This is a genomic window from uncultured Campylobacter sp. (assembly GCF_938045775.1).
Taxonomy (GTDB): domain Bacteria; phylum Campylobacterota; class Campylobacteria; order Campylobacterales; family Campylobacteraceae; genus Campylobacter_B.
Genome location: NZ_CALIBH010000286.1, coordinates 16,137 through 41,656, shown reverse-complemented (window position 1 = coordinate 41,656; position 25,520 = coordinate 16,137). Strand labels below are relative to the sequence as shown.

General features: G+C 47.9%; 31 protein-coding genes, 1 tRNA gene and 1 pseudogene. 7 read left to right on the top strand and 26 right to left on the bottom strand.

The genetic code is table 11. From position 1 onward, the window contains the following. Positions 1-193 (top strand): hypothetical protein (locus Q0238_RS12215; RefSeq protein ID WP_297946544.1); only part of this gene is annotated, 193 nt, incomplete at its 5' end. A 431-nt stretch (positions 194-624) separates the two neighbouring features. Here the strand turns inward: Q0238_RS12215 and Q0238_RS12210 are convergent. From Q0238_RS12210 to rseP, 7 genes are all read right to left on the bottom strand, one after another. Continuing rightward, positions 625-1,359, bottom strand: coding sequence for a methyltransferase domain-containing protein (locus Q0238_RS12210; protein WP_297946541.1), 735 nt, complete (start codon positions 1,357-1,359; stop codon positions 625-627). Positions 1,360-1,634: 275 nt separating this feature from the next. Further along, positions 1,635-2,093 (bottom strand): hypothetical protein, encoded by a 459-nt coding sequence (locus tag Q0238_RS12205; RefSeq protein WP_297946539.1) that lies wholly within the window; start codon positions 2,091-2,093, stop codon positions 1,635-1,637. A 133-nt stretch (positions 2,094-2,226) separates the two neighbouring features. Continuing rightward, on the bottom strand, positions 2,227-2,598 hold the full coding sequence (locus Q0238_RS12200) for a hypothetical protein (protein WP_297946536.1): 372 nt from the start codon (positions 2,596-2,598) through the stop codon (positions 2,227-2,229). A 140-nt stretch (positions 2,599-2,738) separates the two neighbouring features. Beyond that, positions 2,739-3,422: a hypothetical protein gene (locus tag Q0238_RS12195; protein WP_297946533.1), complete on the bottom strand. Its 684-nt coding sequence runs from the start codon at positions 3,420-3,422 to the stop codon at positions 2,739-2,741. 194 nt (positions 3,423-3,616) lie between these two features. Continuing rightward, positions 3,617-3,874: an ABC transporter ATP-binding protein gene (locus tag Q0238_RS12190; RefSeq protein ID WP_297946530.1), complete on the bottom strand. Its 258-nt coding sequence runs from the start codon at positions 3,872-3,874 to the stop codon at positions 3,617-3,619. Between the two features lie 357 nt (positions 3,875-4,231). Next, complete coding sequence (locus Q0238_RS12185) at positions 4,232-4,870, bottom strand: YggS family pyridoxal phosphate-dependent enzyme (protein WP_297946527.1); 639 nt, start codon at positions 4,868-4,870, stop codon at positions 4,232-4,234. Next, positions 4,867-5,982 (bottom strand): RIP metalloprotease RseP, encoded by a 1,116-nt coding sequence (gene rseP / locus Q0238_RS12180; RefSeq protein WP_297946525.1) that lies wholly within the window; start codon positions 5,980-5,982, stop codon positions 4,867-4,869. Before rseP ends, Q0238_RS12185 begins: the two co-directional genes overlap by 4 nt. 227 nt (positions 5,983-6,209) lie before the next feature. Between rseP and Q0238_RS12175 the strand changes: the two genes are divergently transcribed. Continuing rightward, positions 6,210-6,446 carry a hypothetical protein gene (locus Q0238_RS12175; RefSeq protein WP_297946522.1) on the top strand — a complete coding sequence of 79 codons (237 nt, stop codon included), beginning with the start codon at positions 6,210-6,212 and terminating at the stop codon, positions 6,444-6,446. Positions 6,447-6,497: 51 nt separating this feature from the next. Here the strand turns inward: Q0238_RS12175 and Q0238_RS12170 are convergent, their stop codons facing one another. From Q0238_RS12170 to Q0238_RS12085, 18 genes and pseudogenes are all read right to left on the bottom strand, one after another. Further along, entirely contained in the window at positions 6,498-6,743 is a 246-nt protein-coding gene (locus Q0238_RS12170; protein WP_297946520.1) for a hypothetical protein, read from the bottom strand. Between the two features lie 43 nt (positions 6,744-6,786). Further along, positions 6,787-6,951: a hypothetical protein gene (locus Q0238_RS12165; RefSeq protein ID WP_297946518.1), complete on the bottom strand. Its 165-nt coding sequence runs from the start codon at positions 6,949-6,951 to the stop codon at positions 6,787-6,789. A 9-nt stretch (positions 6,952-6,960) separates the two neighbouring features. Next, complete coding sequence (locus Q0238_RS12160) at positions 6,961-7,167, bottom strand: hypothetical protein (protein ID WP_297946515.1); 207 nt, start codon at positions 7,165-7,167, stop codon at positions 6,961-6,963. Between the two features lie 41 nt (positions 7,168-7,208). Further along, on the bottom strand, positions 7,209-7,397 hold the full coding sequence (locus Q0238_RS12155; protein ID WP_297946512.1) for a hypothetical protein: 189 nt from the start codon (positions 7,395-7,397) through the stop codon (positions 7,209-7,211). Between the two features lie 11 nt (positions 7,398-7,408). Continuing rightward, a complete protein-coding gene (locus tag Q0238_RS12150) occupies positions 7,409-8,122 on the bottom strand; it encodes a hypothetical protein (protein ID WP_297946509.1) in 714 nt (237 codons plus the stop codon). A 13-nt stretch (positions 8,123-8,135) separates the two neighbouring features. Further along, positions 8,136-8,477: a hypothetical protein gene (locus Q0238_RS12145; RefSeq protein ID WP_297946506.1), complete on the bottom strand. Its 342-nt coding sequence runs from the start codon at positions 8,475-8,477 to the stop codon at positions 8,136-8,138. Between the two features lie 31 nt (positions 8,478-8,508). Next, positions 8,509-8,781: a hypothetical protein gene (locus tag Q0238_RS12140; protein WP_297946504.1), complete on the bottom strand. Its 273-nt coding sequence runs from the start codon at positions 8,779-8,781 to the stop codon at positions 8,509-8,511. Positions 8,782-8,857: 76 nt separating this feature from the next. Next, on the bottom strand, positions 8,858-9,415 hold the full coding sequence (gene pgsA, locus Q0238_RS12135; RefSeq protein WP_297946547.1) for a CDP-diacylglycerol--glycerol-3-phosphate 3-phosphatidyltransferase: 558 nt from the start codon (positions 9,413-9,415) through the stop codon (positions 8,858-8,860). Then, a complete protein-coding gene (locus tag Q0238_RS12130) occupies positions 9,412-10,191 on the bottom strand; it encodes an enoyl-ACP reductase (protein WP_297946502.1) in 780 nt (259 codons plus the stop codon). Before Q0238_RS12130 ends, pgsA begins: the two co-directional genes overlap by 4 nt. Beyond that, complete coding sequence (gene dapA / locus Q0238_RS12125; RefSeq protein ID WP_297946499.1) at positions 10,192-11,088, bottom strand: 4-hydroxy-tetrahydrodipicolinate synthase; 897 nt, start codon at positions 11,086-11,088, stop codon at positions 10,192-10,194. After that, complete coding sequence (locus Q0238_RS12120) at positions 11,081-12,334, bottom strand: pitrilysin family protein (protein WP_297946496.1); 1,254 nt, start codon at positions 12,332-12,334, stop codon at positions 11,081-11,083. Before Q0238_RS12120 ends, dapA begins: the two co-directional genes overlap by 8 nt. Positions 12,335-13,245: 911 nt before the next feature. Next, a pseudogene (locus Q0238_RS12115) lies at positions 13,246-14,298 on the bottom strand (quinone-dependent dihydroorotate dehydrogenase); the annotation flags it as partial. A gap of 350 nt (positions 14,299-14,648) precedes the next feature. After that, positions 14,649-15,830, bottom strand: a complete 1,182-nt coding sequence (locus tag Q0238_RS12110) for a hypothetical protein (protein WP_297946494.1) — start codon at positions 15,828-15,830, stop codon at positions 14,649-14,651. Positions 15,831-15,841: 11 nt separating this feature from the next. Then, entirely contained in the window at positions 15,842-16,141 is a 300-nt protein-coding gene (locus tag Q0238_RS12105; RefSeq protein ID WP_297880198.1) for an AtpZ/AtpI family protein, read from the bottom strand. A 31-nt stretch (positions 16,142-16,172) separates the two neighbouring features. Then, a complete protein-coding gene (gene hemL / locus Q0238_RS12100; RefSeq protein WP_297946490.1) occupies positions 16,173-17,444 on the bottom strand; it encodes a glutamate-1-semialdehyde 2,1-aminomutase in 1,272 nt (423 codons plus the stop codon). Next, complete coding sequence (locus Q0238_RS12095; RefSeq protein WP_295152060.1) at positions 17,441-17,833, bottom strand: cytochrome C oxidase subunit III; 393 nt, start codon at positions 17,831-17,833, stop codon at positions 17,441-17,443. Before Q0238_RS12095 ends, hemL begins: the two co-directional genes overlap by 4 nt. A gap of 50 nt (positions 17,834-17,883) precedes the next feature. Then, on the bottom strand, positions 17,884-19,125 hold the full coding sequence (locus tag Q0238_RS12090; protein ID WP_297946488.1) for an ArsS family sensor histidine kinase: 1,242 nt from the start codon (positions 19,123-19,125) through the stop codon (positions 17,884-17,886). A 487-nt stretch (positions 19,126-19,612) separates the two neighbouring features. Further along, positions 19,613-20,290: a response regulator transcription factor gene (locus tag Q0238_RS12085; RefSeq protein WP_297882598.1), complete on the bottom strand. Its 678-nt coding sequence runs from the start codon at positions 20,288-20,290 to the stop codon at positions 19,613-19,615. Positions 20,291-20,616: 326 nt separating this feature from the next. Here Q0238_RS12085 and Q0238_RS12080 point away from each other — a divergent pair, with 326 nt between their 5' ends. The 5 genes from Q0238_RS12080 to Q0238_RS12060 all read left to right on the top strand — a co-directional run bounded on the left by Q0238_RS12080 (position 20,617) and on the right by Q0238_RS12060 (position 23,635). Beyond that, positions 20,617-20,913 (top strand): HU family DNA-binding protein, encoded by a 297-nt coding sequence (locus tag Q0238_RS12080; protein ID WP_177389243.1) that lies wholly within the window; start codon positions 20,617-20,619, stop codon positions 20,911-20,913. A gap of 69 nt (positions 20,914-20,982) precedes the next feature. Further along, a tRNA-Leu gene (locus Q0238_RS12075) sits at positions 20,983-21,069 on the top strand. A gap of 115 nt (positions 21,070-21,184) precedes the next feature. After that, positions 21,185-22,618, top strand: coding sequence for an acetyl-CoA carboxylase subunit A (locus Q0238_RS12070; RefSeq protein ID WP_297946485.1), 1,434 nt, complete (start codon positions 21,185-21,187; stop codon positions 22,616-22,618). Positions 22,619-22,626: 8 nt separating this feature from the next. Then, on the top strand, positions 22,627-22,908 hold the full coding sequence (locus Q0238_RS12065) for a hypothetical protein (RefSeq protein WP_297946483.1): 282 nt from the start codon (positions 22,627-22,629) through the stop codon (positions 22,906-22,908). Next, a complete protein-coding gene (locus Q0238_RS12060; RefSeq protein WP_297946480.1) occupies positions 22,901-23,635 on the top strand; it encodes an arginyltransferase in 735 nt (244 codons plus the stop codon). Before Q0238_RS12065 ends, Q0238_RS12060 begins: the two co-directional genes overlap by 8 nt. 458 nt (positions 23,636-24,093) lie before the next feature. On the opposite strand, the gene Q0238_RS12055 is transcribed toward Q0238_RS12060, so the two are convergent. Next, complete coding sequence (locus Q0238_RS12055; protein ID WP_297946477.1) at positions 24,094-24,912, bottom strand: ATP-binding protein; 819 nt, start codon at positions 24,910-24,912, stop codon at positions 24,094-24,096. Between the last annotated feature and the right edge of the window lie 608 nt (positions 24,913-25,520).

The window sequence follows — 25,520 nt, the reverse complement described above, 5'->3', positions numbered from 1 at the left end:
GTTTAGCGGAGATGCTAAAGCATCTACTATGGGACTTGACGCTCCTAAGCCTAGCTTAAAGGGTTCAACCGGAGTATTTGAAGCCGGCTATAAGTATGAGAGTAAAAACCTTATCTTTAGCCTAGGAGGCAAGGGCTACGTAGGCAAGACAAGAGGCGGTGCTATCAATGCAGGGTTTGAGATTATGTTTTAAATTTTAAGAGATGCGTAAGCCCTAGCTTGCACATCTATAAAATCAAATCCTATACTTAAAATTTCAGGGGCGATAGATTTCTCGCCCCTTTTTAAATTTAGAAGAGAATAAAATTCTAAGACCGCAGCCCTTAATTCGATTTGTGCTTTAAAATTTCAAAGCGCAGCGTATAAAAATTTTCAATTTTTATTTTATGTGATAAGCTACAAAAATTTAACTCATATTTTTACGCGATAAATTTAATATTATACGTAACTTGCCTTCTATATACCACGAGCGATCGCCAGAGCAGATACGGTTGGTTATTTTCAAGATGATAAGCCGGCTCGAATATGTAATTCCAGCATTGTGAGAGCGGAGCGTTGCGCTAAACATTCACCCGCACGAACGCCCAGTGCATAAAATCCCGCTTTGGCTCGTATTTGCCGCTGTTAAAATACTTCGCTAGCCGCGCCTCCTCCGGTTTCGCTTAGCTCGCCGTCTAGCATCCGGCGCGTCTTTTGCACAAACTCCTCCGAACTTTTCGCTCCGCCGCCGTGACACTGGGCTTTGATATAGCTGAGGCTCGGCAGATAGCCCATTTGAAATAGGATGTTTAAAAGATAGACGAAGTCGGGCTTTTGCTCCACTTCGCGCCCTATCGCATCCAAAATTTCATCATCCACGAAGCTGCCGCCCACTTTAAACGTGATATAAAGCGATTTTTTGGTCTTTGAAAGAAGCTTTTTAAGCGCGGTTTTTAGATCGTCCACCTCAAGGCAGCGCGAGGCGAAAACCACGTCGCACGCGGGCACGTCCGACCAGTCGTCCTCAAAGGCTTTTTGCGCAAATTTTGCGTTTTTTGCGCCGTAAATTTGAGCATTCTCGCGGGCAAATTCCAGCATTTTGGGCGAAAAGTTATAGCCGTAGATCCGCTCCAGCTTATCCGCTGCGGCGATGCTTAGCGCGCCTGCGCCGCATGCAAAATCAAGTAGCGTAGAAACGCCAGTAAAATCGACCTTGTCTATAAACTCGCGCGCGTAGGCGCTTTTCATCACGCCCTCGTTGAAGCTCGGCGCCTTTTTATCCCAATGCTCGGCCAGCTTTTTGCCGAACGAACTTTTTGCCTTTTGCGTCTTATAAAGCGCGTCAAAGTCGATCTCATCGTAGTTTGAAACTAAAATCATAACTATCCTTTCCTGGTTTTAACGGGCGGACCGCACCGATTTTTCATTAAATTTTAGCGCAAAATTATGCGCCGCGCCCAAACCCGCCTGAAATTTCAAACCGCCCGGCGAAAAGTACTAAGGTAAGCCTACCTCTGCGTATTTTATATGCTCGAAATTCTTTAAATTTTCACCGAATGATCGAAGCTAAATTTTAGAAAGTCCGCTCATAAATCAAAATTTTAGTCTGCCGCCCGCGCTTGTTCGCTCTGCCTTTAAATCTCCGCTCAAACTTATTACGAGGCCTCCAATCTAGCCGCTATCACCTTTTGCATCGCTTGATTTTTCTTGTTTTTGGCTAAAATTTGCAGCCTCCTTTTGCCGATGCGTTTGTCGGCAGCCTTTAGGATATTTGCAAGCCCCCATCCACCCTCATCGAAGTGCTTTGCGAACAGCTCCTCTCTGGGCGTATCGATATATTCGCGGATAAGCTCGCCGATGTCGCTTATGTCGTTACCATACGGATAAATTTTCGTTAGAACGCCCCCTGCTAGGCTTTTTACGCCGCCGCTTTTTAGCACGAAATCCTTCGGGTAATCAAAAATAATCTCGCCCGCAAGCGTGATAAAATATCGCGGCAAATCTGTGCTGCCGCGCCTGCTTTGCATCCGATAAACCGTGCAGTGGAGCTTAAAATCAATGCTTTCATCCACGAGCTCGTAAAGCCGTTTTGCAAGCTTGCTCCAACGTTTCATTTTGCCTCCTTTTGTCTATTTTTCGCCTCTTGCGGTTTCGCGCGTAGCTTTTGCCGCCCTTTGCGATGATCGCGCCTGAAAGCTCCGCACCTTTTCTATTTTTTGCAAATCCGCTTTGTAAAATTCTGCCGCGCTAAACGGTCTCCCAAAATCTTGGCTCCGTCTTGATCGCGTCTCGGTTTTTCTCGCGTAAAATTTGCAAAAATTCTTTAAAGTTTGGCGTAAAAATCGAAGCAGCGGGCACAAATTTATACTCGCTCGCGCCGTCTCGCTTGGACTCGTTCGTGCTGCCGCGTTCAAGTTCGCTCGCGCCGCCTGCAAAGCTGATCCGCCAAATCCTAGCGTGATTTATCCGTATTTTTATAACTTCAAGCTCTAAAATTTGCTCAAATTTATATCTCGCCGCGAGCTTCTGCCCGCTAAAAACATAGATGAAATCCTGATCGAACCAAAGGCTCTCGCATGAGATAAAAAATCGCTCCAGCCAGAACAAAAACGGTCGCACGGAAAGCCTTTTTACCGCGTCTGCTTCGCTTATCCCATCTATCGCGGCAAGGCAGCTCGGGCTAAGCTTGCGAGGGTTGCGCCAAAAAAGCGCCCAAAAGTAAAACGCTAAAAATTACGATTAAAATTTGAATTAAAGCTTCAGCCATTTAAAATTCTAAGTCCTTTTACAAATGCAAATTTAGCCTCCGTATCGCCCATAAACGAACTCCTACTAAAATCCGCCTCTGCGCCGTTTGCAAGCTCTTCGTAAAGCTTATAAAATCGCCCTTTGTAGGTGCAATCGCTTAGGCAGACGTTGAAAAACGCCTCCGCCGCGTCCCTGCCACCGAAATAATAGATAAAGTAGATCGGGCGCAGATCGAAGGCGCTTAGATTTTTGTTAAATTTAGCCCCGTGCCGCCTCATAAACTCCACCGCCTTGCGCTTGTCCTCAAAAAGCTCAAAAATAGGCAGCGCGTAGTCTTTGATAGCCGCGCTAATCTCCCGCACGCTGGGCTCAAAGCTAGCGCCCGCGAGCTGCCAGTCGCGAAATTGCCTGCGCGGCGTGAGATAGCTCAGATACGATACGAAAACAAGGTCGGTCGAGTAGGGTAGCTCCTCTTGCATCAGCTTTTTTAGGCGCTTGCAGTAGATCGCGATCTGCGGTAGGATGCTCACGCTGCCGGCGTAGTTGCGCATGCTGGAGCCAAAATAAATTTCAAATAAAATCTCCTTATCGCTTGCGAGCTTAGTTAGTTTTTGCCCCTTTTGCGTGGGTTTGAAGTCCGTAAAATTTGCCGCGATCTCGGCGCAACCGTTTAAAAATATCTCTCGAGGAGTCATGATTTTCCTTTTAAGTTTATCGTTTAAATTTAGACGTTTTGCTCGTTAGCAATTCGGTTTGCCGCTTACATTGCCGCAGCTGCGATCCGCAGCTTGGCGTTTTTCGGCGTGCCGTCTTGCCGCCGAAAACCATATAATGCGCGCAATTTTACCCCAATTCGACTAAATTTAACGGCGCTACGCGCCCGTAAAATTTATAATCTATCCTCGTATCTTTCGTAGTTTATGCCGTAAATTTTATCGATATTTTCGGCGTTTATGAGCTGCTCGCTGCGCCCGAAGGCTAAAATTTCGCCGTCTTTTATAAACAGCGTCAAGCTTGAAACGAACTTCGCGTGGCGCGGGTAGTGCGTCGTCTGCACGAAGGTGTAGTCCTCGTCGCCTAGAGCTTTTATCATCTCGAGTAGCTTGATCTGATTACCGAAGTCCAGCCCGTTTGTCGGCTCGTCCATAAAGATCGCTTTCGCGCCCTGAACCAGCGTGCGCGCGATATACGCGAGCTGCTGCCACTTGAAATTTCGCCTTTTAAGATTCTGTCTTTATATGGATTGCGCTTAGAATTTTATATTCTCACGTCTTTAAAATTTGCGTCGTTGCGAATAAATTTTATCGAGGTTTAAAATTTGATGCCGTATTGTTGCGCTGCGTAAAATTTCAATAACGCGCTAAATTTAAGTAGCACGTAAAATCAAGCATTGCTCTAAATTTCAAGTTACGCGCCGAATTTAGCTCGCGCGGCAAATCAAGTGTGCCGCCGAATAAAAGCGGTATAAAATTTGCTCGCGCGATAAAGCCCCGTTCCTCGGGACCTAGGCGTATAAAATTCTACCCAGGCGGATCATGTTCGAGCCGCATTTGATCGCGAGCTCAAAATCATCGCTCATCCCCATCGAGCAGATCCGCGCGCCGTGCGGCACGAGCGCATCGAAGATCTCGCGGCTTGCCTCGAAGCTTCGCGCGATCTGCGCGGGCTCGTCCACATGCGCGCCGATGCTCATCACGCCGATTAAATTTAGATTTTTGCACTCCTGCTTGATGCGCAAAAACTCCTCCACCGCTCGGTTTTTATCGAGCCCCGTTTTGGAGCTCTCGCCCGCAGCGTTGATCTCTAGCAGCGTATCTAGCGGATAAGTTAGCCGCTTATTTACGGCAAGCGCGAGTTCATAGGAGTTGCAGCTCTGCCACAGCGTCGGGCGCAGAGCGATGAGCTGATTGATTTTGTTGCTTTGTAGCGTGCCGATGAAGTGCCACTTTAGCGGCAGTTCACGCAGTAGTTCGCTTTTGCGCTTTAGCTCCTGCACTCTGTTTTCGCCAAACGCGATCTGTCCTTGCGAATACAGCTCGCGCACTTCATCTGTGCCTACGTTTTTACTCACCGCGACTAGCTGCACTTCGCCCGCGCCTACTTTTGCAGCCTCAATGCGCTTTAAAATTTCATCCAGCCTCATTTGTAAAATCCCAAAATTCTAGCGAAATCATTTAGCACCGTAAATATCATCAAAAGCGCCAAAATCCCCATACCTACGTAGCTGGCGCCCACAAACACTCGCTTTGGCACGGGGCGGCGGAAGATGAGCTCAAAGAGATTAAACGCGATGTGTCCGCCGTCGAGTGCTGGGATCGGAAAGAGATTGATAAGCCCTAAATTTACCGATATTAGCGCCACGAGCGCGAGCAGGACCGCCGCGCCGTAATCGACCGCCTTTGAGGTGATGTCCGTAATAGCGACGATGCCGCCCATCTCCTTTGGCGAAACGACGCCGCTAGCGAGCTTCTCGAGCCCTACCAAGATGAGCTTTGATGCCTCCACCGTCTGATCCCACGCGAAGCTAAGCGAGCGAGCACCTTTGTGATATAGCGTCACGGTCGCGTTGTAATCGGGCGAAATGCCGATGAGCGGCACTCTGATGCTCTCGCGCCAGATGGTTTTTTTCTCGCCGAGCTTCGGCGTGAGCTGCAGGCTCAGCCGCTCGCCGCCGCGCATGATCTCTAGGCTTAGCGGTGCGGCGGTTACCTGCTTTGAGATGTCGTCCCACTCGCGGATCTGCTTGCCGTCGATCGATAAAATTTCATCGTTTAGCATTAGCCCTGCGCTTGCCGCGGCGGAATCCGGCGAGATTTTGCCGACCTTGGGCGCTAACTTTTCGACGCCGATGTAGCCCAGCGCGATGTAGATCAAAAACGCAAGCAACAGGTTAAAAAACGGCCCCGCAAAAAGTATGATTATGCGCGCGATCGGGCCTTTGGAGTTGTAGCTATCGGGGTCCGCGCTTACTGCAGCGGGATCCAGATCCTCCTGCCCCTTAAGGCTCACGTAACCCCCCAGAGGGATCGCGCTGATGGCGTACTGCGTAGCGCCGATGCGCTTGGTAAAGACCTTCTCTCCAAAGCCCACGCTAAAGACGTTCACCCCCACGCCCAGCGCCCGTGCCGCCAAAAAATGCCCCAGCTCGTGGAAAAAGATGAGGAAGCTGATCGCTAGCACTGTGACCATAAAATTTATCGAGTAGAAATAAAATCCGACCGCCAGGATCGCGAGCGTTAAAATTATGCTTTTCAAATTTCAGACCTTTGTAAAAAATGGGCTAAGCTTACTATTATTTTGCAAATTTTAAGCTTAGATCGTCGCTTAAAGCCCTGGCTCGCTTTTTAAATTTGGTTAGCTTTGAGCTTAGCTCACTGCCGTTTCGGGCTATAAATTTAGCTAAATTAAGGGCGCGCAGGCGGATGGACAGCGCGCGTAATTTAAAATTTTAAAAGCGAAATTTTACCGCGAGATTTTGCGGAGTGGATTATAAAATTTCGCAGCACGAGGCTTTGTATTTTGAACTGCCGCTATGCTTTGAAATTTTATTATATCTTGGCAAGTCGTTATGCTCTAAAATTTTGTTGCGCTTTGAAATTCCATCGTGTTTTAAAATACTGCCGCGCCGCCCTGAAATTTTGTGCGGCGGTTTAAACGGAATTTTACGCCGTGAAATTTTACGCGTCAGAGTTCTACTCGCATATAGCGTAAACCGATAGCCTTGGAGGTTTTGACTTGCGAGTAGGTGCGGAATTTTATAAAAGGGCTTTTTATTCCAATGTTATAACATCTACGTTATGGTAGTAGTAGGCGCTTTCTATTTCTGTATCTACGTAAGAGCCCTTGTTTATACTTATAAATGTTATTGCACCGCATACAACTAGCACAAATAAAAATCCTAAGATATATTTACGAGCGTAAACACGAGCGGTTTCATTATCGAGCCGATGAGCTTCGTATTGCTTTAAATCTAGCTCGGCATCAGTAGGCAATCTCCATTTAAAAATACCAGCCATTTTTACTCCTTTAAATAATACTTTATTTTCGCAATCCATTACGTTATTTTGTTTGCGATGTTTGCTTGCTTTCTGCTTTAATGCGCGCATAGTTTGCATTGGAGCTTACGACTATCTCATATACTATCGCTCCTGCTATGATTATGAACGCTACTATAAACCAGTAAAGCACCTTTCTTACGTCTGCGTAGGGATCTTTTGTAGCCATTTAAATTCCTTATCTAATCGAAGCTTTAGCGGTTTGGATTATCCTATCAAAGGTCGGAAGCGCAGTCAGATTGACGTCGCCTAGTCGCTTTTCTCTGCTGCCCATATCGAAAAATCCCGTAGCTATGGCGATAATAGCAAACACGATGCAAGCTAATACGCATTTTAGTTGAAAGCTATTGCTTCCTACCAGGGTCGTTATCTCTCTATCGGTCATAATATCAATCCTTTTAAATTTATTTCAAAGCAGTAATTTGCCTATAGCAGCCTAAAAAGCGCCTCGCCAATGCCCTTCATAATCGAGTGCGATAGTGCGGTAATTTGAAGTGCCCGTAAACCAAAAGTCCATACTATAGCCAAAACGCTTGATATTATGACAGCAAAAGCAAGATATTGAAAAAAGAAGCCACCTTGGCTTAATTCGTGTTTTAAATCCCAAAAATCCATAATCTTATCCTTTAGAAAAACAAATTTGAAAGTATTGATAAGCTAATCAATACACCAAATGCTCGCGCGATAGTCCGCGGTAGTGTCCTGTAGCGCCAAAGCCATACTTGCTTTATCGCAAATGGCTCCAGCTCAGACGCCTTATTCGCTCTCCTACCGAATTTATCGTAAGGGGCGATAGCCTTTATATCGATAAATTCTTTATAATCCACCTCGCCCTCTTCTTCTACATCATATCTAAACATATCGTGAAATCTGATAAAAGGATAGCAGCTTCTAAATAGTCTAAAATCGTCTATTAGCTCTTCAAATTTGATAAACCTAGATATAACCTCAAATACCAAAAACGATACTATGAAATACCATAAAATAGGAAAGAGCGCTACTAACGGCAAATACCACCAAGGATGATAGGCAAATATATCCGCACCCCCGGTAAAAAACGGCACCTTATCGAAAGGAAAGAGCCAAATCGCATATTTGAAAGCAAAGTAGAAGTATCCGACGTAAATCGCTATCACGATTACGTAGTAGCTTTTGATGTCTTCTTCGATATATTTTAAGGAATAAAAGCTTATACCTGCTATAGCAATCGTAGCAAGGAAAAATTTTAAATCGTGCGTTAGCCATATCACGAATAAAAGAGCGTAAAACGCTATGGTGACATAATGCATCTTGCCCCAAAGGACGTTATAAAATATATCGGCTGCTTTTTTAAAACTCATAGAATTTTATCTCTCATTTAAAATGCTGCTTAGGAGCCTGCGTAGTAAAGGCCTCAAAAAGTGCCAACGCGCCATAAAAGATATTACAAAGCATATAATAAAGCCAAGTAAGTGGGGTCGCTAGAATAAAAAATAGCCTAGCGATGGGTCTTTCTTCATTCCACTCATTTTCGCGTTTAAAGAGAATAAAGATCGCAAATATTGCAAAGATTATTCCAACACCGATTTGAATTATAAGGTCTTTATCGTAAAATGTTTTTGAGGTAAAAACCGTATCTGCAGGTGGTCTCATATATAAAAGCCAACAACACATCAATATATTCGCTATTAATAACCCAAACATCAATCTTCTCATAGAATATCTCCAAATTTAATAGTTTTTGCGTTTAATCTTCTCGCTTTTTGCCGCCGCCTATATGTCCGCTTGCACCGAATGCAAAACAACATAGAGTTAAAGCGGTCAAAAAAACGGATATCCAAGCCTTAAAATCATTTATCAGGCTTTTTATAAATATTTCATATATGTATGCTCCGCTTACGCTTAGCACGGATAAAATAATCATAAATCCACTGATACCTATACATATCATAGCGAACGCTACTATAGGCGGAATTCTAGTGCATGACTGCGGCTTGATCGCTTCTTTTTGTTCTTGCATTTTTTACCTTTATTGCTTCTGATAAAATTTAAACTATTTGCTTTCAACTGCCAAGCGCTGATTAGATGCTTAAATTCTAACTCTTTTTCGTAGCCTTAGCATATGCCGCGACGTATTCAAAGCCCGAATATAGTGTCAACACAACTGCGATCCAGAGTAGGGCGTTTGCATAGGGCCACTGCATCGTTAGCCAGCCGATAGCGATCATCTGAAAGACCGTCTTTACCTTGCCCGCCATCGACGCGGCGACCTCTACGCCGTCGCCCGCCATCGCCACGCGAAGGCCCGTGATGAAAAACTCGCGGATTAGGATCAGATAGATCGCCCACGGGCTAGCGCGCCCGATAAACATAAGCCCCAAAAAGCCCGCAAGAGTTAGCATCTTATCGGCGAGCGGATCGATGATGGCGCCAAGCCTAGTTTTTTGGTTCCAAGAGCGCGCGATGTATCCGTCGAAAAAGTCCGTGACGGAGGCGATGACGAAGACCAGTGCGGCGAAATAATCGATCCAGCTGACGTGCACAGAGCCCACCATGCCGCCGTTCGCATGGCCGGCTAGTAGGATCAGCCAAAAAAACAGCGGCGCCAGCGCAACGCGAAAGCTCGCTAAAATATTGGGTAAATTTAGCATTATTTAAAGGTTGTTCCGCCGTCGACGATGAAGGTGTGCCCCGTCACCCAGCTAGCCTTGCTAGAGCATAGAAATAAACATGCTCCCGCCAGATCCTCCGGCTGCCCCATGCGTCCTAGCGGGCTAAGCTCGGCGGTTTTATCGCGTACCTCTTCGTAGTTCGTAAAGGCTCGTAACGCATCCGTCTCGATCGGGCCGCCGCTTACTACGTTTACGCGGATGTTTTTTTCGCCGAGCTCGGTCGCAGCGTAGCGCGCCATCGCTTCGACGGCGGCTTTTGCCGTGCCGTGCCCCGCGTAGTTTTCGATATAGACTAAATTTCCCGTGGAGCTAAGCGATATGATCGAGCCGCCGCCTACCGCTTCCATGCGCTTTGCCGCTTCTTGCGCGCCTACGACGAAGGCATTTACGGTCGCCGTAAAGATATTATTGATACCGCGTGGCTTTAGCCTCATAAATTTAGTGTATCCGCCTGCGACTGCGCGACCCGAGATGATGGCGTTTGAGATGAAAAAATCCACTCGCGCAAAATCCTCGTCAATCTTGGCAAAGAGCTCCTTATAGGTCTCGGGCTCCAAGATATTGAGCGCATAAGCGCGCGCCTTGATGCCGTAAGCCTTCTCAAGATCGGTTGCTTGCGAAGTCGCCAGCTCCTCGTTGGAATTATACGTAAAGGCGATATTTGCCCCCGCAGCTGCGAATTCCAAAACTATCGCCCTGCCTATGCCTCTCGTGCCGCCGCTGATAACTAGCGTTTTTCCTTTAAATTCGTTCGTCAATTAAAATCCTTTGATAGTGTATTGTTTCATTACGTTTTCTATTTTTTTGAGGTTTTCCGCGCTCGGCTCGCAAAGCGGCAAGCGGTACTCCAAGCTCGGCGCGAGACCTGCAATATACATCGCCGCTTTGATCGGGATCGGATTGCTCTCGCAGAATAAAATTTTATTGATCGCGTAGAGATCGTCGTTGATCTGCTTGGCCTTTAAAAACTCATTTTGCAGCGCAAATTTCGTAAGTCTCGCCGTGTAATCAGGCAGTAAATTTGCGGTGACCGAGATCACGCCCTTGCCGCCGTTGCTTAGGATCGGATAGTTGATCGCATCCTCGCCGCTAAGCACGCTAAGGCGCGGCTCGTGCGCGAGTAGATCGACGCATTTATCGATACTGCCGCTGGCTTCTTTGACGCCGTAGATGTTCTCGCAGTCGTTAAAAAGCTTGATGATCGTATCTGCGGCTATGTCGCAGCCGGTGCGCCCTGGCACGTTGTATAGCAGTACCGGCAGATCTACCGAGCTAGCGATCGCCTTGTAGTGCAGATAGAGTCCCTTTTGGGTGGGTTTGTTGTAGTAGGGCGCTACGGATAAAATTCCGTCCGCGCCGTGAGCCTGCGCAAACTGAGCGAGCCCGATCGCTTCGTGAGTTGCGTTGCTGCCCGCGCCCGCTAGCACCTTAACGTCCGTGCCCTTGCACGCGTCTACGGCGATCTCGATACAGACGCGGTGCTCGTCGTGCGTCAGCGTCGCGCTCTCGCCCGTGGTGCCTACGGGTACTACCGCGCTTATGCCGTTTGCGATCTGTCTTTTTATGAGCTTGGCGTAGGTCTGCTCGTCCAGTTTGCCCTCTTTAAAAGGCGTGATCAGTGCCGTCATAGAGCCGATTATGACATTTTTATTCATCGTTTTCCTTTCGTAAGATAATGCTCGTGGAGCTTTTAAGGCTTAGATAGGTTTTCATCGCTTTTTTAACCGCGTTTTTATCTAGACTTTTGATCTCGCGCTCCAGCCTAAATAGCGCGTCCAGATCGCCGCGGACGATGTAGCTGCCGTACATCTGCGCTACCTTGCTAGCGCTGTCGAGGGAGTAGATCAGATCGCTGCTTAGGGTGTTTTTGATCTTTAGCATATCATCGTCGCTTATTTTAGCTTTTTTGGCTTTTTCGATCAGCGCTAAAATTTCATCCCTCAGCGTCTCGCCGCTTACGCCCTGGTTGCAAACGGCAAAGACTATAAATAAATTCTCGTCCTTGGCGCTCATATCGTAGATGTTGATCTGATTGGCGAGCTTTTTCTCATCGACCAGCACGCGCTGTAAAAGCGAGCTCTTGCCGCCGCTAAGATATATATCCATCGCTTTGATCGCCGCGGCGTCAGGGTGGTTAAACGGCGGAATTTTAAAGGCGACTGCTACGATCTGCGCCTCGCTGTTTTTGTAAATAACGCTAAGCTTCTCGCCGTCTTGCGCGGGCTCGGTGCAGTGAAGGCACGGAATTTCGCTTTTGTTTTTTACGGGCGCGAAGTATTTTTTGGCCGCATCAAACGCCGCCTTTTCGCCGATGTCGCCGGTGATCAGCAGCACGGCGTTTTGCGGCTGATAAAATTTAGCGTGAAATTCCTTGATATCTTTGATGCTCCAGTTTTCGATATCCTTGCGAAAGCCGATCGGCGTCCAGTGATACGGGTGGTACAAAAACGCGGCGTTGTAGAGCCTGAAAAATAGATATCCGAACGGATCGTTATCAGTGCGCCACAGCCGCTCCTCGAGCACGACCTTGCGCTCGGGCTGAAATTCTTTGTCTTTTAGGCTCAAGTTTTGCATTATGTCGGCGTAAAGATCCAGGCAGACCTCTAAATTTGAGCTCGCGCACTTGATGAAGTAGTGCGTGTAATCAAAGCCCGTGCTTGCGTTATTTACGCCGCCAAAACCCTTTACGATCGCGTCGAACTCACCCGCCTTGCGATTTTTCGTGGATTTAAAATTTAGATGCTCCAGCATGTGCGCGATGCCGCTTTTGCCCATCGTCTCGTCGCGCGAGCCGACGTTGTAAAACACGTCCACGCTGATGACGCCGCTGCCTTTATTCATCGGGATGTGATAAATTTGAAGCCCGTTTTGCAGCGTGATTTTCTTAAATTTCGGAAACATTAATCTTTTTTCGCCTTTCGTTTTTTGCTTGAGTTTTGCTCCGCGTCTTGGGCGCCGCTCGCTTCTTTGGTCTCTTTGGCCTCGGCATTTTTAGTTTTGGCGCCGCTTTGTTTTACGTTTTTGCTCTTGGAGCTTTTGCTTTCCGCGCTGCTTTTTGGCGCGGCTTTCGTTTTAGAATTTTTACTTTCTATGTCGTTTTTTGGTGCGGCTTTAGTTGTGGTTTTGCTTTTGGCGGTTTTGTTCGCCGCTCCGCTTTGTTTTGCGTTTTTGACTTCTAAATTCTCACTCTTTGCGTCGCTTTTCGAGAGATTTTTTGCTTCGTCGCCCTTTTGCTGCGAGGCGTTGTTATCCTGCGCGACGTCCTTCTGCGAGGCGTCATCATCCTGCGCAGTACCCTTATGCGCGGCATCTTTTTGCGTAGCATCTTTTGAAATTTTACCGCGTTTGGAACCTACGCCGCTTTTTGAAATTTGACTTTGTTTTTGATCCGCACCGCTTTTGGAAGCTCTTTTTGAAATTTTGTCCTGCTTCTCATCGGCGCTGCTTTGCTTTGCGCTTTTAGCCTCTAAATTCTTGCTCTTTGCGCTGTTTCGTTTTGTATTTTTAACCTCGGAATTTTCTCTCTCTGCGCTGCTTTGCTCGGTCGAGCTTTGATCCGTCGCAGTATCTGTGTTTATCAAATCATTTAAATTTGCCGAAGCGTCGGAATTTTCGTCCGCTTTGGAGTTTGAGTCTGTTTGAGCGCTCAAAATTTTGCTTTCACCGTCGTTAGAAATTTCGTCCGCATCCTTACTTTCGGGCGCGTTTGAAATTTTATTCGCCTCTTTGCCTTCGCAAGCGCCAAAGTCCACGCTGTTGTCGCGATTTTTGGCCTGATCATTTCTGATGCCGTATCCTTCGCCCGCGCGATCTTTTAAATTTACTCCGACCGCCTCGTTTATGTTATTGAAACCATCTACGCGCAAAAGCTCCGCGAGCTCCTCATTGATCGCTTTGGCGACGAACGGACCTTTGAAGATAAAGGCGGTAAAAATTTGAACCAGGCTCGCGCCCGATTTGATGCGCTCGTAGGCCTCCTGCGCGCTGTCTATGCCGCCGCAGCTGATTAGGATCGTGCGGCCGAAGAGCTCGCGAGCGACCTGTGCGAAAAGCTTTCGCGATTTTTCGGTGATTAGCCTGCCGCTTAGGCCGCCGAAGTCCCTGGCGTTGGGGCTTAGCGAATAATCGACGCTCGTGTTGTTTATGATGATGCCGCTTGCGCCGCTTTGCACCGCGCACTCGCACAGCGCGATCGCCTGATCCGCGCTCATATCGGGCGCCAGCTTTAAGACGAGCGGTCTGTTCGTGATCTTTTTCATCGCTCCGATCAGCTCGCTTATGAAGCTATTTTCTTGCAAAGCGCGCAGATTCGGGGTGTTCGGCGAGCTTACGTTGATGATGAAAAAATCGCACAGCCCGTCAAATTTACGCGCCAAGACCTCGTAATCGCTCAGCGCATCCTCGTTCGGGGTGGTCTTATTTTTGCCGATATTTGCGGCGATCGGGATTTTAAAAGGATAAATTTTTCGCACGCGACGCTCGATAATATCGGCGCCTTCGTTGTTAAAGCCCATCGCGTTTTGAATGCTCTGCTCGCTAATGAGGCGAAAAAGTCGTGGCTTTTCGTTGCCGCTTTGAGGTCGCGGCGTAAAGGTGCCAAAATCGATGTGTCCGAAGCCAAGAGCGGCCAGCGGCGCGATCATCGTGGCGTTTTTGTCGAAGCCACCCGCGATACCTACGGGGTTATCGAAGCTGAGATTCCATATATTTTGAGTTAAAATTTTATCTTTATAAACGCCGAATTTTGCCAAAGCCTCAAGCCCGCCCGGAGTCGCATAGAGCGCGCGAAGTCCGAATTCTGCGATCTTGTGAGCGGTTTCTGGATCGAATCGAAAAAAGATTTTTTTCAAGGTATCATAATTCATAATTTTTCCTCAAATTTTTCGTAATGGTAGCTAAAATTTAATTAAATATAGATAAGGATTTCGCGCTGAATTGCAATTCGCGGCGGTTAAATTTAGTTTTAGAATTATGCGAGAGATGCCGGTAAAATTTCTACGGCTTGCAATGAGCGGTTTAAATTTACGCAGAAGTTCAAAGATGTGCGCCGCGAATTTATAAATTTAGCGAGTTGCGATACATATCAAAATGCGCAGTGTCTACAATGCAGCTCGCGGTGCAGGGGTCGTACGCGATTTTATCCTGCGCCTGACTGCGCTCAATCCCGCCCAAGCTAAATTTTAAAATTTAAAGCGTCTGCTCGCGCTGTTTGAGTTTAGCGCGCCTCTTTGTCGCCGAAAGCAACAATCATCGTGCCCAGAGGAATGATCGCAACGCCCAAGATAATAGCTAGCGGGTTTAGCAAGGACAGCTTGGCAAGCAGGTAGATCGCCGCCACGAGCGCCGCGTAGGATAGAATTTTAAACGGAGAGAAAAACGCCCCTGCAAAATTACTCCGAACCTCGCTCCACTCAAGCTCGCCCTCAAAATCGTTCGCGCCTTCGAAATCATCCTTTGATTTGTCGCGAGCGGTGCCAATTCCGCCCCCAAAATCGCTCGTACCGTCGCCCGGCTCGCCGCTATCTACATCGCCGCCGCGATTACCGCTATCTGCGCCGTTACCACAATTGTTGCGATCTGCGCCGCCGTCCAGGTAGCCGCTCGCTCCGCTTTTTAAGTCGTCGTAACGCTCGCCTATGCCGTCTTGCGAACTATCGCTAGCTTCGTCGTTTATGCCGCCGTGTGAGTTGCCGCAAGTCGCGCAATCTTTCATATTAAATTTATCGGCGACATGTCCCAAAGCGGTCGCGTTGCAAGCGGAGATTTCGTTGCGGTTGTCTTCGGTAGAATTTAAGTCGCGCTTGGTAGCAGCGGCTCTGCTGCGCTCGGCGCCTAAATTCGAGCCGCGAGTAAAATTTATATCGGCGGAGCTTGCGGTACGCTCGGCGGCGGTCTCATCGTACGTGACGCAACTATCGCCGTTTTCGATGCGGGTCTCACCGCTCGTGAAATTTACTGCGCCTTCGGAATTTTGCGCGTTTGAAATTTCAGCGCCTGAATTTAGATCGCTAAAGCTTTTGCTCTTTAAAATTTCATTGCCGCAAATTTTGTCGTATGAAATTTCATCGCCGCTTGCGTCGCCTTGGTTTTCGCCGCTAAAGTTTGCGGAATTCGTATTGCTAGCGGAAGTTTCGCCACTTATGAAACCTGCGGAATTTTTAGAGCTTTGCTGTAAAATTTCATCGTATTTGCCGGCTCTGAGCTCATCTTCTATTTTGTTGCGGTAAGCGCGAAACGAAAAATATACCGCTCCGAATGCGCCCAAAAATCCGGCCTCCAAGCTAAGAAGCCACGCAAGCGCCCGCACGCTGAAAGAGCCCGTGCCGAAAAACCCGCCGCCGCAAAGTGCTAGCCCAAGCAGGGCAAATGCTGCGTTTAGCGCGCAGTATATGAGCAAAAACCGCCTACTCAATCCCGCTCATCCCATTCATCGTCGTCGTCGAAATTTTTCGGATCCGCCTTGTATTTCGGATCGTCTTCGAGCTCTTTTAGGCTCGAATTTAGCGCCTTGCACGCACGGTAAACATTCAAAAATGCCGCCGCGATGCCGATAGCGATGCCGAACCAGAGCAGAAGCAGCGAGCCCGTGAGGTGCCGCAGCCCAAGTCCGATCGCTACGCCGATGCCGATCGCTACGACGATTGAGATGCCTAGGCTGATGTCGCAGGCGCCCTTTACGATTTTGTTTAAATTTTTCGTTACTCTCATCTAAAATCCGTAAAATTTTAAAATGCAGCCCTTAAAGCGCCGCCATCGCTTCGTCTGCGGCGTTTAGCGCAAAGTCGATCTGCGTTTCATTCATCGTGGCGCAGATAAAGCCCGTCTCAAACTGACTAGGCGCCAAAAATACGCCGCGCTTAATCATCTCGCCATGAAATTTCGCAAAGCGCGCGGTGTCTGCTTGCAGGGCGCCATCATAGTCGCGCACCTCTTCGTCTGCAAAAAAGTAGCCGAACATCGAGCCTACGCAGGCGGTTTGCAGCGCGATGCCGCGGTGCTGTGCTATGGCGCAAAGCCCGTCTGTAAGCCTGCGCGCCAGCTCACCGAGCCTTTCGTAAAGGCCGCTGCTAGCGTAAATTTTACTTAGGCTAGCGATGCCCGCAGCCATTGCGACGGGGTTTCCGCTTAGCGTGCCTGCTTGATACACCGCTCCTAGCGGGCTTATCATATCCATGATTTCGCGCTTGCCCGCAAACGCCGCCACGCTCATACCACCTCCGATGACCTTGCCGAAGGTCACCAGATCGCCGCGGACGCCGTAGATACCATAGCTGCCTAGCTCGCTCGCGCGAAAGCCGCTCATTACCTCGTCGATTATCAGCACGATCTTTTTCTCGTCGCACAGCGCGCGAAGCTCGGTCAAAAATTCGGGATCCGCCGGCACCAAGCCCATATTTCCCGCGATCGGCTCGATGATGATCGTGCCGATGTCGTTTTGCTCTAGGACGTCTTTAACGCTTTGAATGTCGTTGTATCTGGCTAGGTAGGTGTTTTTTGCGACGTCCTGCGGTACGCCCGCGCTGCTTGCGTTACCGAAGGTGCTTGCGCCGCTGCCCGCTTTGACGAGCAGGCTGTCGCTGTGGCCGTGGTAGCAGCCCTCAAATTTTAGAATTTTATCCCGTCCGCTAAAGGCGCGCGCAAGACGGATCGCGCTCATCGTGGCTTCCGTGCCGCTGCTGGTAAAGCGGATCTTATCTAGGAAATCGAAATTTTTTAGCACGAGCGAGGCAAGCTGCGTCTCAAGCGGGCTGGATGCGCCGAAGCTTAGCCCCTTTTTGGCGGTTTGCACGACGGCGCGCAGGATGTCTGCGTCGGCGTGACCGAAGATGAGCGGACCCCAGCTCTGCACGAAGTCGAGATATTTTTTGCCCTCGACGTCGTAGATATACGAGCCCTCGCCGCGATCCACCATAAAAGGCTCACTGCCTACGTTGCCGAATGCTCGCACCGGCGAATCGACGCCGCCTGGGATAAGTTTTTGTGCTGCTAAAAATTCGTCGTGATTATTCATTTTTTCTCCTTCTTTTTGGGTTGATTTATCGATTTTATATATTTGTAGATGATGATGATCTCGTTTTGCGTCAAGAAGTAGCTGGGCATTACGTCGCGCGAGCTGCTGATCCCGTCGGCGAGCTCCTGAAGCGAGAGATTGTTGATCGGCGGCGCGTTTAGGGCGCGCTCGTAGTAGGCGCCTGCGGTGCGGTTAAATTCTTTATACGTCGCGATCAGCGAGCCCTCGCCCTTCTCGCCGTGGCACTTGTCGCAGCCGATGCCGCGGGGGTTTTTATACAGCATCGCGCCGTATTCTTCGTCGGTGATGAAGCTCTCGGCTTGTGCGCCGCGAGGTAGAAAAAATATGGTCGCGTTTAAAAACAGCGCTAAAAATATAAAATTTCGCATCTTCTCGTTTCGAATTTTTGGCGCAATAATATAAAAAATGTGCTTAAATTTCATAACGCAGCTATCTTTTCGATCCCCTCGAAATAAAAAACGTTTAGCTCATCCTGCCTGCGGTAGAGGAATTTTAGCCCGTGCGCTTTGGCGATGTTATCGACGATGTAAAGCCCCAGGCCGAAGCTTTGCTTGGCGTTCGTGCCCTTGACGAAGGCCTCTTTGTAGTAGCTAAAGTCCTTCTGTAGCGGCTCGCCGAGCGTTATGAAGTCCATAGTTTGGGCGTCTAAGCGGATTAAAATTTTACCGTCTGCGGCGTATTTTACGGCGTTGTCGATTAAATTTTTCACCGCGACGCAAAAGAGCTTCAGATCGACGTTTAAGCTCAGGCTCAGCGGATTTTGCAGCGTGACGCAGCCGGGCTCGATCATCGCGATGCCGAGCGCCTCTTTTAAAATTTCATCCATGGGAAAAATTCCGCGTTCGAGCAGCGCTGTGCCCGCAGTCGCGCGCTCTACCGCCGCAAATTCGTTGATTAGGCTCTCCAGCCGCTCAAAGACCGAGATGAGGCGCTCCTGATTTTTACCGTGCTCGATCATCTCGACGGCGATGCGACCCTTTGTGATGGGGGTTTTGAGCTCGTGCATTATGTTTCGCAAAAACAGATGGCGCGATTCGTTAAGCTTATTTATCTGCGTGACCGCCTCGTAAAATGCATGCGAAACCTCGGAAATTTCGTCGTTTCCTACGCTTACGTCTTTGATCTGGAGATTGCCTTTAGCAAATTTATCGATCTGGCGTTTGAGCTTGCGAAGGGGGCGAATTTTGCGGATGATAAAGATATACGCAAGCAGAATGATCACCAAAATGACGCCGTAGATCGCTTTGAAAATATCGTAGCGATAGGGCTGATAATCCTTGTCGTTTAAAAGCCGCGTCTCGCCCGCGTGAGTGATCTTTAAGTAGTGTTTGCGTTTAAAAAGCAAGATGTCCGCAGAGCCGATGTCTGCGGAGATGCTATCTAAAATTTCAGCGCCTTTAATGATCTCATCGCGCTTGGCTTCATCGCGGATGGTCGAAAACTCGAAATTTGCGACCTGCCGTTCGTATTCGACATCGCTGATGAGCTTACTCATCTGATATAGGTTCGCGCGCGCAACGATGGAGTATTTGGAGTTTAGTTCACGGGTGTAGTTTTGCTGATCGTAGCCGATGAGCCAGAGCAGAGCGAGCGAAACACCCACGGCAGCGAGCGCGAAGATAAACGTGATGGTGTAAAAAATCGACGATCTTACTTTCATTAAATTTATATGATCCTTAAATTTTTAAAATTTCAAAGCTTTGTAAGCCGCGGGCTTGCTTTGCTTTAGTGCGCGTACCGACTTATTCGGCTTTAAATTTACGACGCGTCTTAAAGGCACGGCGTGTAAATTTTAAAATTTCATCGAAAACAGGGTGCTTTTAAATTTAACAGCCGCGCTGCTTTAAATTTTAAAATTTACCCTTTCGTTGTCCTGGGCTCTGTTTTTTATGGCTCGTCTTGCGTGTAGAGCCGAACTGCTTGCCGAATTCGACGATAAAATTTCGCGCGCATCTAACCGCGTGCTAAATTTATAACTGCAAAATTTTATCGTAAAATTTTAACGCTTCAGTTGCGGCGCCTTAAATTTAAACGGCAAGATCGCGCGGACCGACTTGCGATTTCAGTTTCGCCGCGCGGATATCTATATAAATTTAGAGTCGCGAGTAGCTAAATTTTATCGCGCCGCCCGTCCGGCGCAAGTTCGCTCATTGTATCAGCTTATAGCCTACGCCGCGGATAGCGTGGATGTAGCTTGGCGCCTTGGACGTTTCGCCGAGTTTTAGGCGGATGCGGCCGATGATGACATCTATGCTTTTGCTCGAGGATTCCTCGCTTATGGAGCTGCAGTTGTATATGAGCTCCTCGCGGGTGATCGCGCCGCCTTCCTTTTTGATGAGATACGAAAGCACGTCGTATTCGGCGATGGTGAGCGACAGCGGCTGTCCTTTGAAACTGATGACGTGGCGGAAATCATCCACCTCGAGATCTTTTTTGGGCTTTGCGGCGCGCTGGAGCGAGTTTATGTCGTAGCGCTCGATATGGCGTTTGATGCGCGCTAAAAGTTCTTGCGGATTATAGGGCTTTGGCAGATAGTCGTCCGCGCCGAAGTCAAAAGCGTTGATCTTGTCGGTCAGATCGTGGCGGGCGCTTGAGATTATGATCGGTATATCGGTGTTTTTGCGGATCTCTTTGCAGACCTCAAGTCCGTCCATCCCAGGAAGCGTGAGGTCTAAAATCACGAGGTTGAAATTTTCTAAATTTAGCTTGGAAAGCCCCAAAAACGGATCGTCCGCGACGGTGATATCGATATCGTATTGTTGCAGATATTCGCTTAAAATTTCGGCGAGTTCTAAATCGTCCTCTATCATTAAAATTTTAGTCATAAAAAACCTTTGAAATTTTGCGCGGATTATAACAAAATATAGTTTATATATTTTAAAGCGGCAAATTTGGGCGAAATTTTACAAAAATGAAGCTCGGTAGGGTAAAATTTTGAAATTTTTCTAAACCGGGCGAAATTTCAAAAATCAGCCCCAAAAATATGGCGGAATTTTGAAATTTAAAGAAGCGAAATCTGAAAAATTGACGAATTTGGGCTAAATTCGGCTAAATTTTGCCGATTTTTGCGTTTTTTTCTTAAAAAACTATTGTATTTTTTGCGAAACTATTGTAGAATACCGCCCAAACCACTTTATTTTAAAGGATTAGCATGAAAAAAGCTGATTTTATCCAAGTAGTTGCCGAGAAGGCAGGTCTTTCCAAAAAAGATACCGTTAAGGTAGTAGATTCTGCACTTGAAGCTATCAAAGAGCTTTTAGTAAAAGGTGATGACATAAGCTTCATCGGCTTCGGATCTTTCGGCATTGCAGAGCGTGCAGCTCGCGAGGGTAAAGTTCCTGGCACAAACAGAACTTACAAATCTCCTGCTACTAAAGTAGTAAAATTTAAAGTCGGCAAACAGCTAAAAGAGGCTGTTGCGGCTGCAAAAGGCAAGAAGAAAAAATAATTTTCTTGCTCCAAGCCCCGTCTTCGGGGCTTTTCTCTTTTAAATTTATACAATCATAACTTTTTAAATGCCCGAGTGGTGAAATTGGTAGACGCACCAGACTCAAAATCTGGCGAGGGCGACCTCGTGTCGGTTCGATTCCGACCTCGGGCACCATAAATCTTCTTTAAATTTTATCTGGAATTTCAACCGTCTTTTATGAATTTCAACTTGCTATAAAATTTTTTATACTATTATTACCGCGGTATTTCTTTAAAAGAGGCAATTATTTATGATACGTAAAATTCTTATCGCTAATCGCGGCGAGATCGCGGTTCGCATCATTAGGGCCTGCAGAGATCTGCATATCGGAAGCGTCGCGATCTATACCAAACCCGACATCGATTGCTTGCACGTAAAAATCGCCGATGAGGCCTACGAAGTAAGCGCGGACGCGCTAAAAGGCTATCTGGATGCCAAAAAGATCGTCGAAGTCGCCAAAGAGTGTGGCGCTGATGCGATACATCCTGGATACGGCTTTTTGAGCGAGAATTTTGACTTTGCAAGAGAGGTCGAGGACGCGGGGATCATCTTCATCGGTCCAAAGCCCGACGTTATCCGAAAAATGGGCAACAAAAACATTGCTCGCTATTTGATGCGCAAAAACGGCATTCCGATCGTGCCGGGTACCGAAAAGCTAAATCACGAGAGCATGGATACGATCAAAAAATATGCGCGCGAGATCGGCTATCCCGTGATCTTAAAGGCTAGCGGCGGCGGCGGCGGACGCGGTATCCGCGAGGTATGGGAGGAGAAGGATATGGAGAGCGCCTACGATTCGTGCACGAGAGAGGCGAAAACCTTTTTTAATAACGATGAAATTTTTATGGAAAAACTCGTCGTCAAGCCGCGCCACATCGAGTTTCAGATCATCGGCGACAATTACGGTAACATCATTCACCTTTGCGAGCGCGATTGCTCGATCCAGCGCCGTCACCAAAAGATCATCGAGATCGCGCCGTGCCCCTCGATAAGCGAGCATCTACGTAAGACGATGGGTACGACCGCAGTCGCTGCGGCGAAGGCGGTGAATTACACCAATGTCGGTACAGTGGAATTTTTGCTCGATGACTACAACAACTTCTATTTTATGGAGATGAATACCCGTATCCAGGTCGAGCACGGCATCACCGAGGAGGTTACGGGCGTCGATCTCGTCGTACGCCAGATCCGCATCGCAAACGGCGAAATTTTAGAGCTTGAGCAAAGCGATATCAAGCCGCACGGCTACGCGATCGAAGCGCGTATCACTTCCGAAAACGTCTGGAAAAATTTCACCCCGGTTCCCGGCACCGTTAGCGATTATTATCCAGCACTTGGTCCTTCGGTGCGCGTCGATAGCCACATCTACAAAGGTTATAAAATTCCGCCGTTTTACGACTCGCTTCTAGCCAAGCTAATCATCAAAACCACCGACTACGACCTGGCCGTCAATAAGCTAGAGCGCGCGCTGAAGGAGTTTCGCATCGAGGGAGTGCGTACGATCATTCCGTTTTTGCTCAGTATCAGCAAGTCGCGTGAGTTCCGGCTTGGCTTTTTCGACACGAGCTACGTCGAGAAAAATTTAGACAAAATTTTAGAAAACACTATTGATGATATGCAGCCGAATAAAAACGAAGCGATCGCCGCCATCATCGCTGCTATGCGCAAATCTGCGCGGATTTAGGAAAGAGTATGGATTTTTTAGATAGCCTAAAAGATATAAAAAAGGATATGCTTAAGGACAAGGCGGCAAGCTCCGCGCCCAAAAAGCCCAAAAAACCTAATCCAAATCGCGACGAGTTTAAAGATATTTTCAGAGATGATGATTCAAGCTTGCAAAGCGAAAGCGGCTTAGACGGCGACGCGGAGGAATTCAACGCAGCCAAAGAGAGCATCGCCGCACGCGAAAAGCGCCTCAAAGACGAGTTTTTAAAATACGTGGACGCGGCGAATATCAAAAAGCTGAATGACTGAAATTCCATTTTGTACGCTGGATTTTGCCTGCCCCTATCTAGGCGGCAGAGCCGCGCGCAGCGAGTATCTCTACATAAAAGACTGCGACTTCGAGTATAATTCAAGCTTAGTGCAGCACGGCTACCGCCGCTTCGGCAGGTATTTTCAAAAGCCCATTTGCGCAGCCTGTGCGGAGTGTAAAAGCCTGCGCGTTGATGCTTTAAATTTTAAATTTAGCAGATCGCATCGTCGCGTCTATAAAAATAATCGCACGACCGCCTATGTATGGCAATCTCGCCCGCTTTTAAACGATGCGCGTTTGGAGCTTTTCGCGCTCTATCACGACTACATGCATTTAAAAAAGGGCTGGCCTGTGCAAGAGATCGATTTTGAGCGATATGACGAAATTTACGTCCAGGGTCACGGCGACTTCGGCAAAGAAATTTCTTACTACGGCGAGGACGGGCGGCTTATCTGCGTCGACCTCATCGATATCGTGGATGACGGCATTAGCTCGGTGTATTGCTACTACGATCCGTATCTGCCGCATCTAAGTCTGGGTAAATTTTCGCTTTTAAAACAGATCGAGTTCGCCCAAGATCTGGGGCTACGATGGATCTATCTGGGCTATGCGGTGAAGCAGTGTCCGAGCCTAGCGTATAAATTTAGCTACGAGCCGTATGAAATTTTAAACTCATACGTAGAGCTTGACGCTCCCGCCGTGTGGGAGGGTCGCATAGAGGGGTAGGTTCTGCGCGCGGGCGCCCAGAAGCAGCCTAGACATACGCGCCGCATATAATCGTAAGCTCCGCGCGCCCGTACAACGACAGCGTGCAGGAGCCGAGATCACGCTGCCGCGCAGAATTCGGTCGCGCGCAGATACGACGCGGTATGTAAAAGCGCGCCTAAGCGCCAAATCTCACGCTGAAATTTAGCGCCGCTCGGCCTGCAAAAATATCCGCAGTGATGAAATTTAAGGCAATGAAATTTAATGTGATGGAATTTAAAAGGAGAGCAGATGGATTTGCAAATTTTACGGCAGGCTAGGCATTTGCGTGTCGCAAGACGGTACACGCGGCTTTTGGGCGTACTTGGCTCTTGAGTGCGCGTGAAAAGGGCGATTAGTTTCGGCACCTCAGCAACTAGCTTTAGTTCTCTAGCGGACACCGCCGTGTAAGCGGCGGAGCGAAAAAAAGGGCGGCTGATTCAAGGCAAATTTATCAGTTCGACTTTGTTTTCCAGCGATTTTGGGATCAATAAAACTTTGCCGTCGCTTGAGATGTCCGCAGGTCTTTGCATCGCGCCGAGGTTTATTTTGCGTATCTGTCCGTTTGCATCGATACGCCAAATTTTACCGCTTAAAAGATCCTCACCCCAGTCGCTAATTAAAATTTCGCCGTTTTTTCCGCGCGCTATGCCGTAGAAAACCCCCTTCATATCCGCAAAGATCGAAATTTCGCGAGATTTCAGATCCATGCTTAGCACGCGCCCAGGAACCTTTCCGCTAAGATCGAATGTAGTGATCAGAAGCTTGTCGCCTTTGAGCAAAAGCGCGCCCGCATTGCCGAGCGATGGGTCGATGCGTGCGAACTTATCGTAGCTTTTCGCGTTTAAATTTATGCTATAAATCACGCTGCGCGCATTATCGCTTGCGAGCAAAACCTCGCTACCGAGCGCTACGACGTCGTTTAAGGCCTGCGCCCCCTCGATTTTTAGATTAAAAACCTCCTGGCCTTTGCTAAAGCCTCTGATCGCATCCAGATCGCACACGTAGAGCACGCCCTCGATCTGCGCCATTCCGCCAGGATTTACCAGATCGTCTATAAAATTGGTCTCAACGACGTTGGAATTTTTCACGATCCTGCTTATAAAGCCGCTTCTGCCTAGCGAATCTTCGTTTTTGCCGCGATTTGCGATGTAAAAAGCGTCCTCGGTGATTAGCGAGCCCTCAGGCGCACTGAATCCATCGAGCTCCAAGCCGAAAAGCGCGCCCGCCAAGGCGCACGAAAGTAGAATTTTTTTCATAATCTCTCCTTGATCTCGCCAAAATTCTAAGAATTTTAAAATTTTAAGGGAAGCGCCGGGGCGTCTGGTTAAAATTTTAAACTCCGCGGCGAGCTTTAAGATGAGCGAAATTTAGACCCGTAGAGCAAATAAAAGTGCAATTTTAGTTAAACGAGGCGGCTTAATCGGCAAAATTCTAGCGGGTCGGAAGGCCTTGCTTCGCGCGTCGCTTTTAATTTGATGCGTCGAAGCCGAAGTGAGTAGGTTTGTGTGCGCTTTGGTTTACGCTGCCGCTCGCGGAATTACGCCGTGAAATTAGACAGCATCTCGCGCGTAATTTCAAGCACCGTTGCATATGTAATTCATTTGCGGCTGTGTTCGTTTTGAAATTTAATTCTGCGAGTGGATATTTTTTTGCAAACTGTGGGCGTGATTTTTATGCGCAGATGAAAGCGTTACGTTTAAAGACGCCTCCGCTTTAAAATTTGATTTAATTTAAACAAAGCGCGATTAAAATGCGATTTAAATTTTATGCACCGCGGATGTAAAATTTCGGTCGCGAAAAGAGAACCTGCTGCAAAAAATTATTTAAAATTTGCAGTGTACAAAATACCTTTTGAAATTTAAAA

Coding starts and splice junctions, on each gene's coding strand:
- Q0238_RS12210 (WP_297946541.1), bottom strand. CDS start 1,359: ATGATTTTAGTTTCAAACTACGATGAGATCGACTTTGACGCGCTTTAT.
- Q0238_RS12205 (WP_297946539.1), bottom strand. CDS start 2,093: ATGAAACGTTGGAGCAAGCTTGCAAAACGGCTTTACGAGCTCGTGGAT.
- Q0238_RS12195 (WP_297946533.1), bottom strand. CDS start 3,422: ATGACTCCTCGAGAGATATTTTTAAACGGTTGCGCCGAGATCGCGGCA.
- Q0238_RS12190 (WP_297946530.1), bottom strand. CDS start 3,874: ATGGACGAGCCGACAAACGGGCTGGACTTCGGTAATCAGATCAAGCTA.
- Q0238_RS12185 (WP_297946527.1), bottom strand. CDS start 4,870: ATGAGGCTGGATGAAATTTTAAAGCGCATTGAGGCTGCAAAAGTAGGC.
- Q0238_RS12170 (WP_297946520.1), bottom strand. CDS start 6,743: ATGGCTGGTATTTTTAAATGGAGATTGCCTACTGATGCCGAGCTAGAT.
- Q0238_RS12165 (WP_297946518.1), bottom strand. CDS start 6,951: ATGGCTACAAAAGATCCCTACGCAGACGTAAGAAAGGTGCTTTACTGG.
- Q0238_RS12160 (WP_297946515.1), bottom strand. CDS start 7,167: ATGACCGATAGAGAGATAACGACCCTGGTAGGAAGCAATAGCTTTCAA.
- Q0238_RS12155 (WP_297946512.1), bottom strand. CDS start 7,397: ATGGATTTTTGGGATTTAAAACACGAATTAAGCCAAGGTGGCTTCTTT.
- Q0238_RS12150 (WP_297946509.1), bottom strand. CDS start 8,122: ATGAGTTTTAAAAAAGCAGCCGATATATTTTATAACGTCCTTTGGGGC.
- Q0238_RS12145 (WP_297946506.1), bottom strand. CDS start 8,477: ATGAGAAGATTGATGTTTGGGTTATTAATAGCGAATATATTGATGTGT.
- Q0238_RS12140 (WP_297946504.1), bottom strand. CDS start 8,781: ATGCAAGAACAAAAAGAAGCGATCAAGCCGCAGTCATGCACTAGAATT.
- dapA (WP_297946499.1), bottom strand. CDS start 11,088: ATGAATAAAAATGTCATAATCGGCTCTATGACGGCACTGATCACGCCT.
- Q0238_RS12120 (WP_297946496.1), bottom strand. CDS start 12,334: ATGTTTCCGAAATTTAAGAAAATCACGCTGCAAAACGGGCTTCAAATT.
- Q0238_RS12105 (WP_297880198.1), bottom strand. CDS start 16,141: ATGAGAGTAACGAAAAATTTAAACAAAATCGTAAAGGGCGCCTGCGAC.
- hemL (WP_297946490.1), bottom strand. CDS start 17,444: ATGAATAATCACGACGAATTTTTAGCAGCACAAAAACTTATCCCAGGC.
- Q0238_RS12095 (WP_295152060.1), bottom strand. CDS start 17,833: ATGCGAAATTTTATATTTTTAGCGCTGTTTTTAAACGCGACCATATTT.
- Q0238_RS12090 (WP_297946488.1), bottom strand. CDS start 19,125: ATGAAAGTAAGATCGTCGATTTTTTACACCATCACGTTTATCTTCGCG.
- Q0238_RS12085 (WP_297882598.1), bottom strand. CDS start 20,290: ATGACTAAAATTTTAATGATAGAGGACGATTTAGAACTCGCCGAAATT.
- Q0238_RS12080 (WP_177389243.1), top strand. CDS start 20,617: ATGAAAAAAGCTGATTTTATCCAAGTAGTTGCCGAGAAGGCAGGTCTT.
- Q0238_RS12070 (WP_297946485.1), top strand. CDS start 21,185: ATGATACGTAAAATTCTTATCGCTAATCGCGGCGAGATCGCGGTTCGC.
- Q0238_RS12065 (WP_297946483.1), top strand. CDS start 22,627: ATGGATTTTTTAGATAGCCTAAAAGATATAAAAAAGGATATGCTTAAG.
- Q0238_RS12060 (WP_297946480.1), top strand. CDS start 22,901: ATGACTGAAATTCCATTTTGTACGCTGGATTTTGCCTGCCCCTATCTA.
- Q0238_RS12055 (WP_297946477.1), bottom strand. CDS start 24,912: ATGAAAAAAATTCTACTTTCGTGCGCCTTGGCGGGCGCGCTTTTCGGC.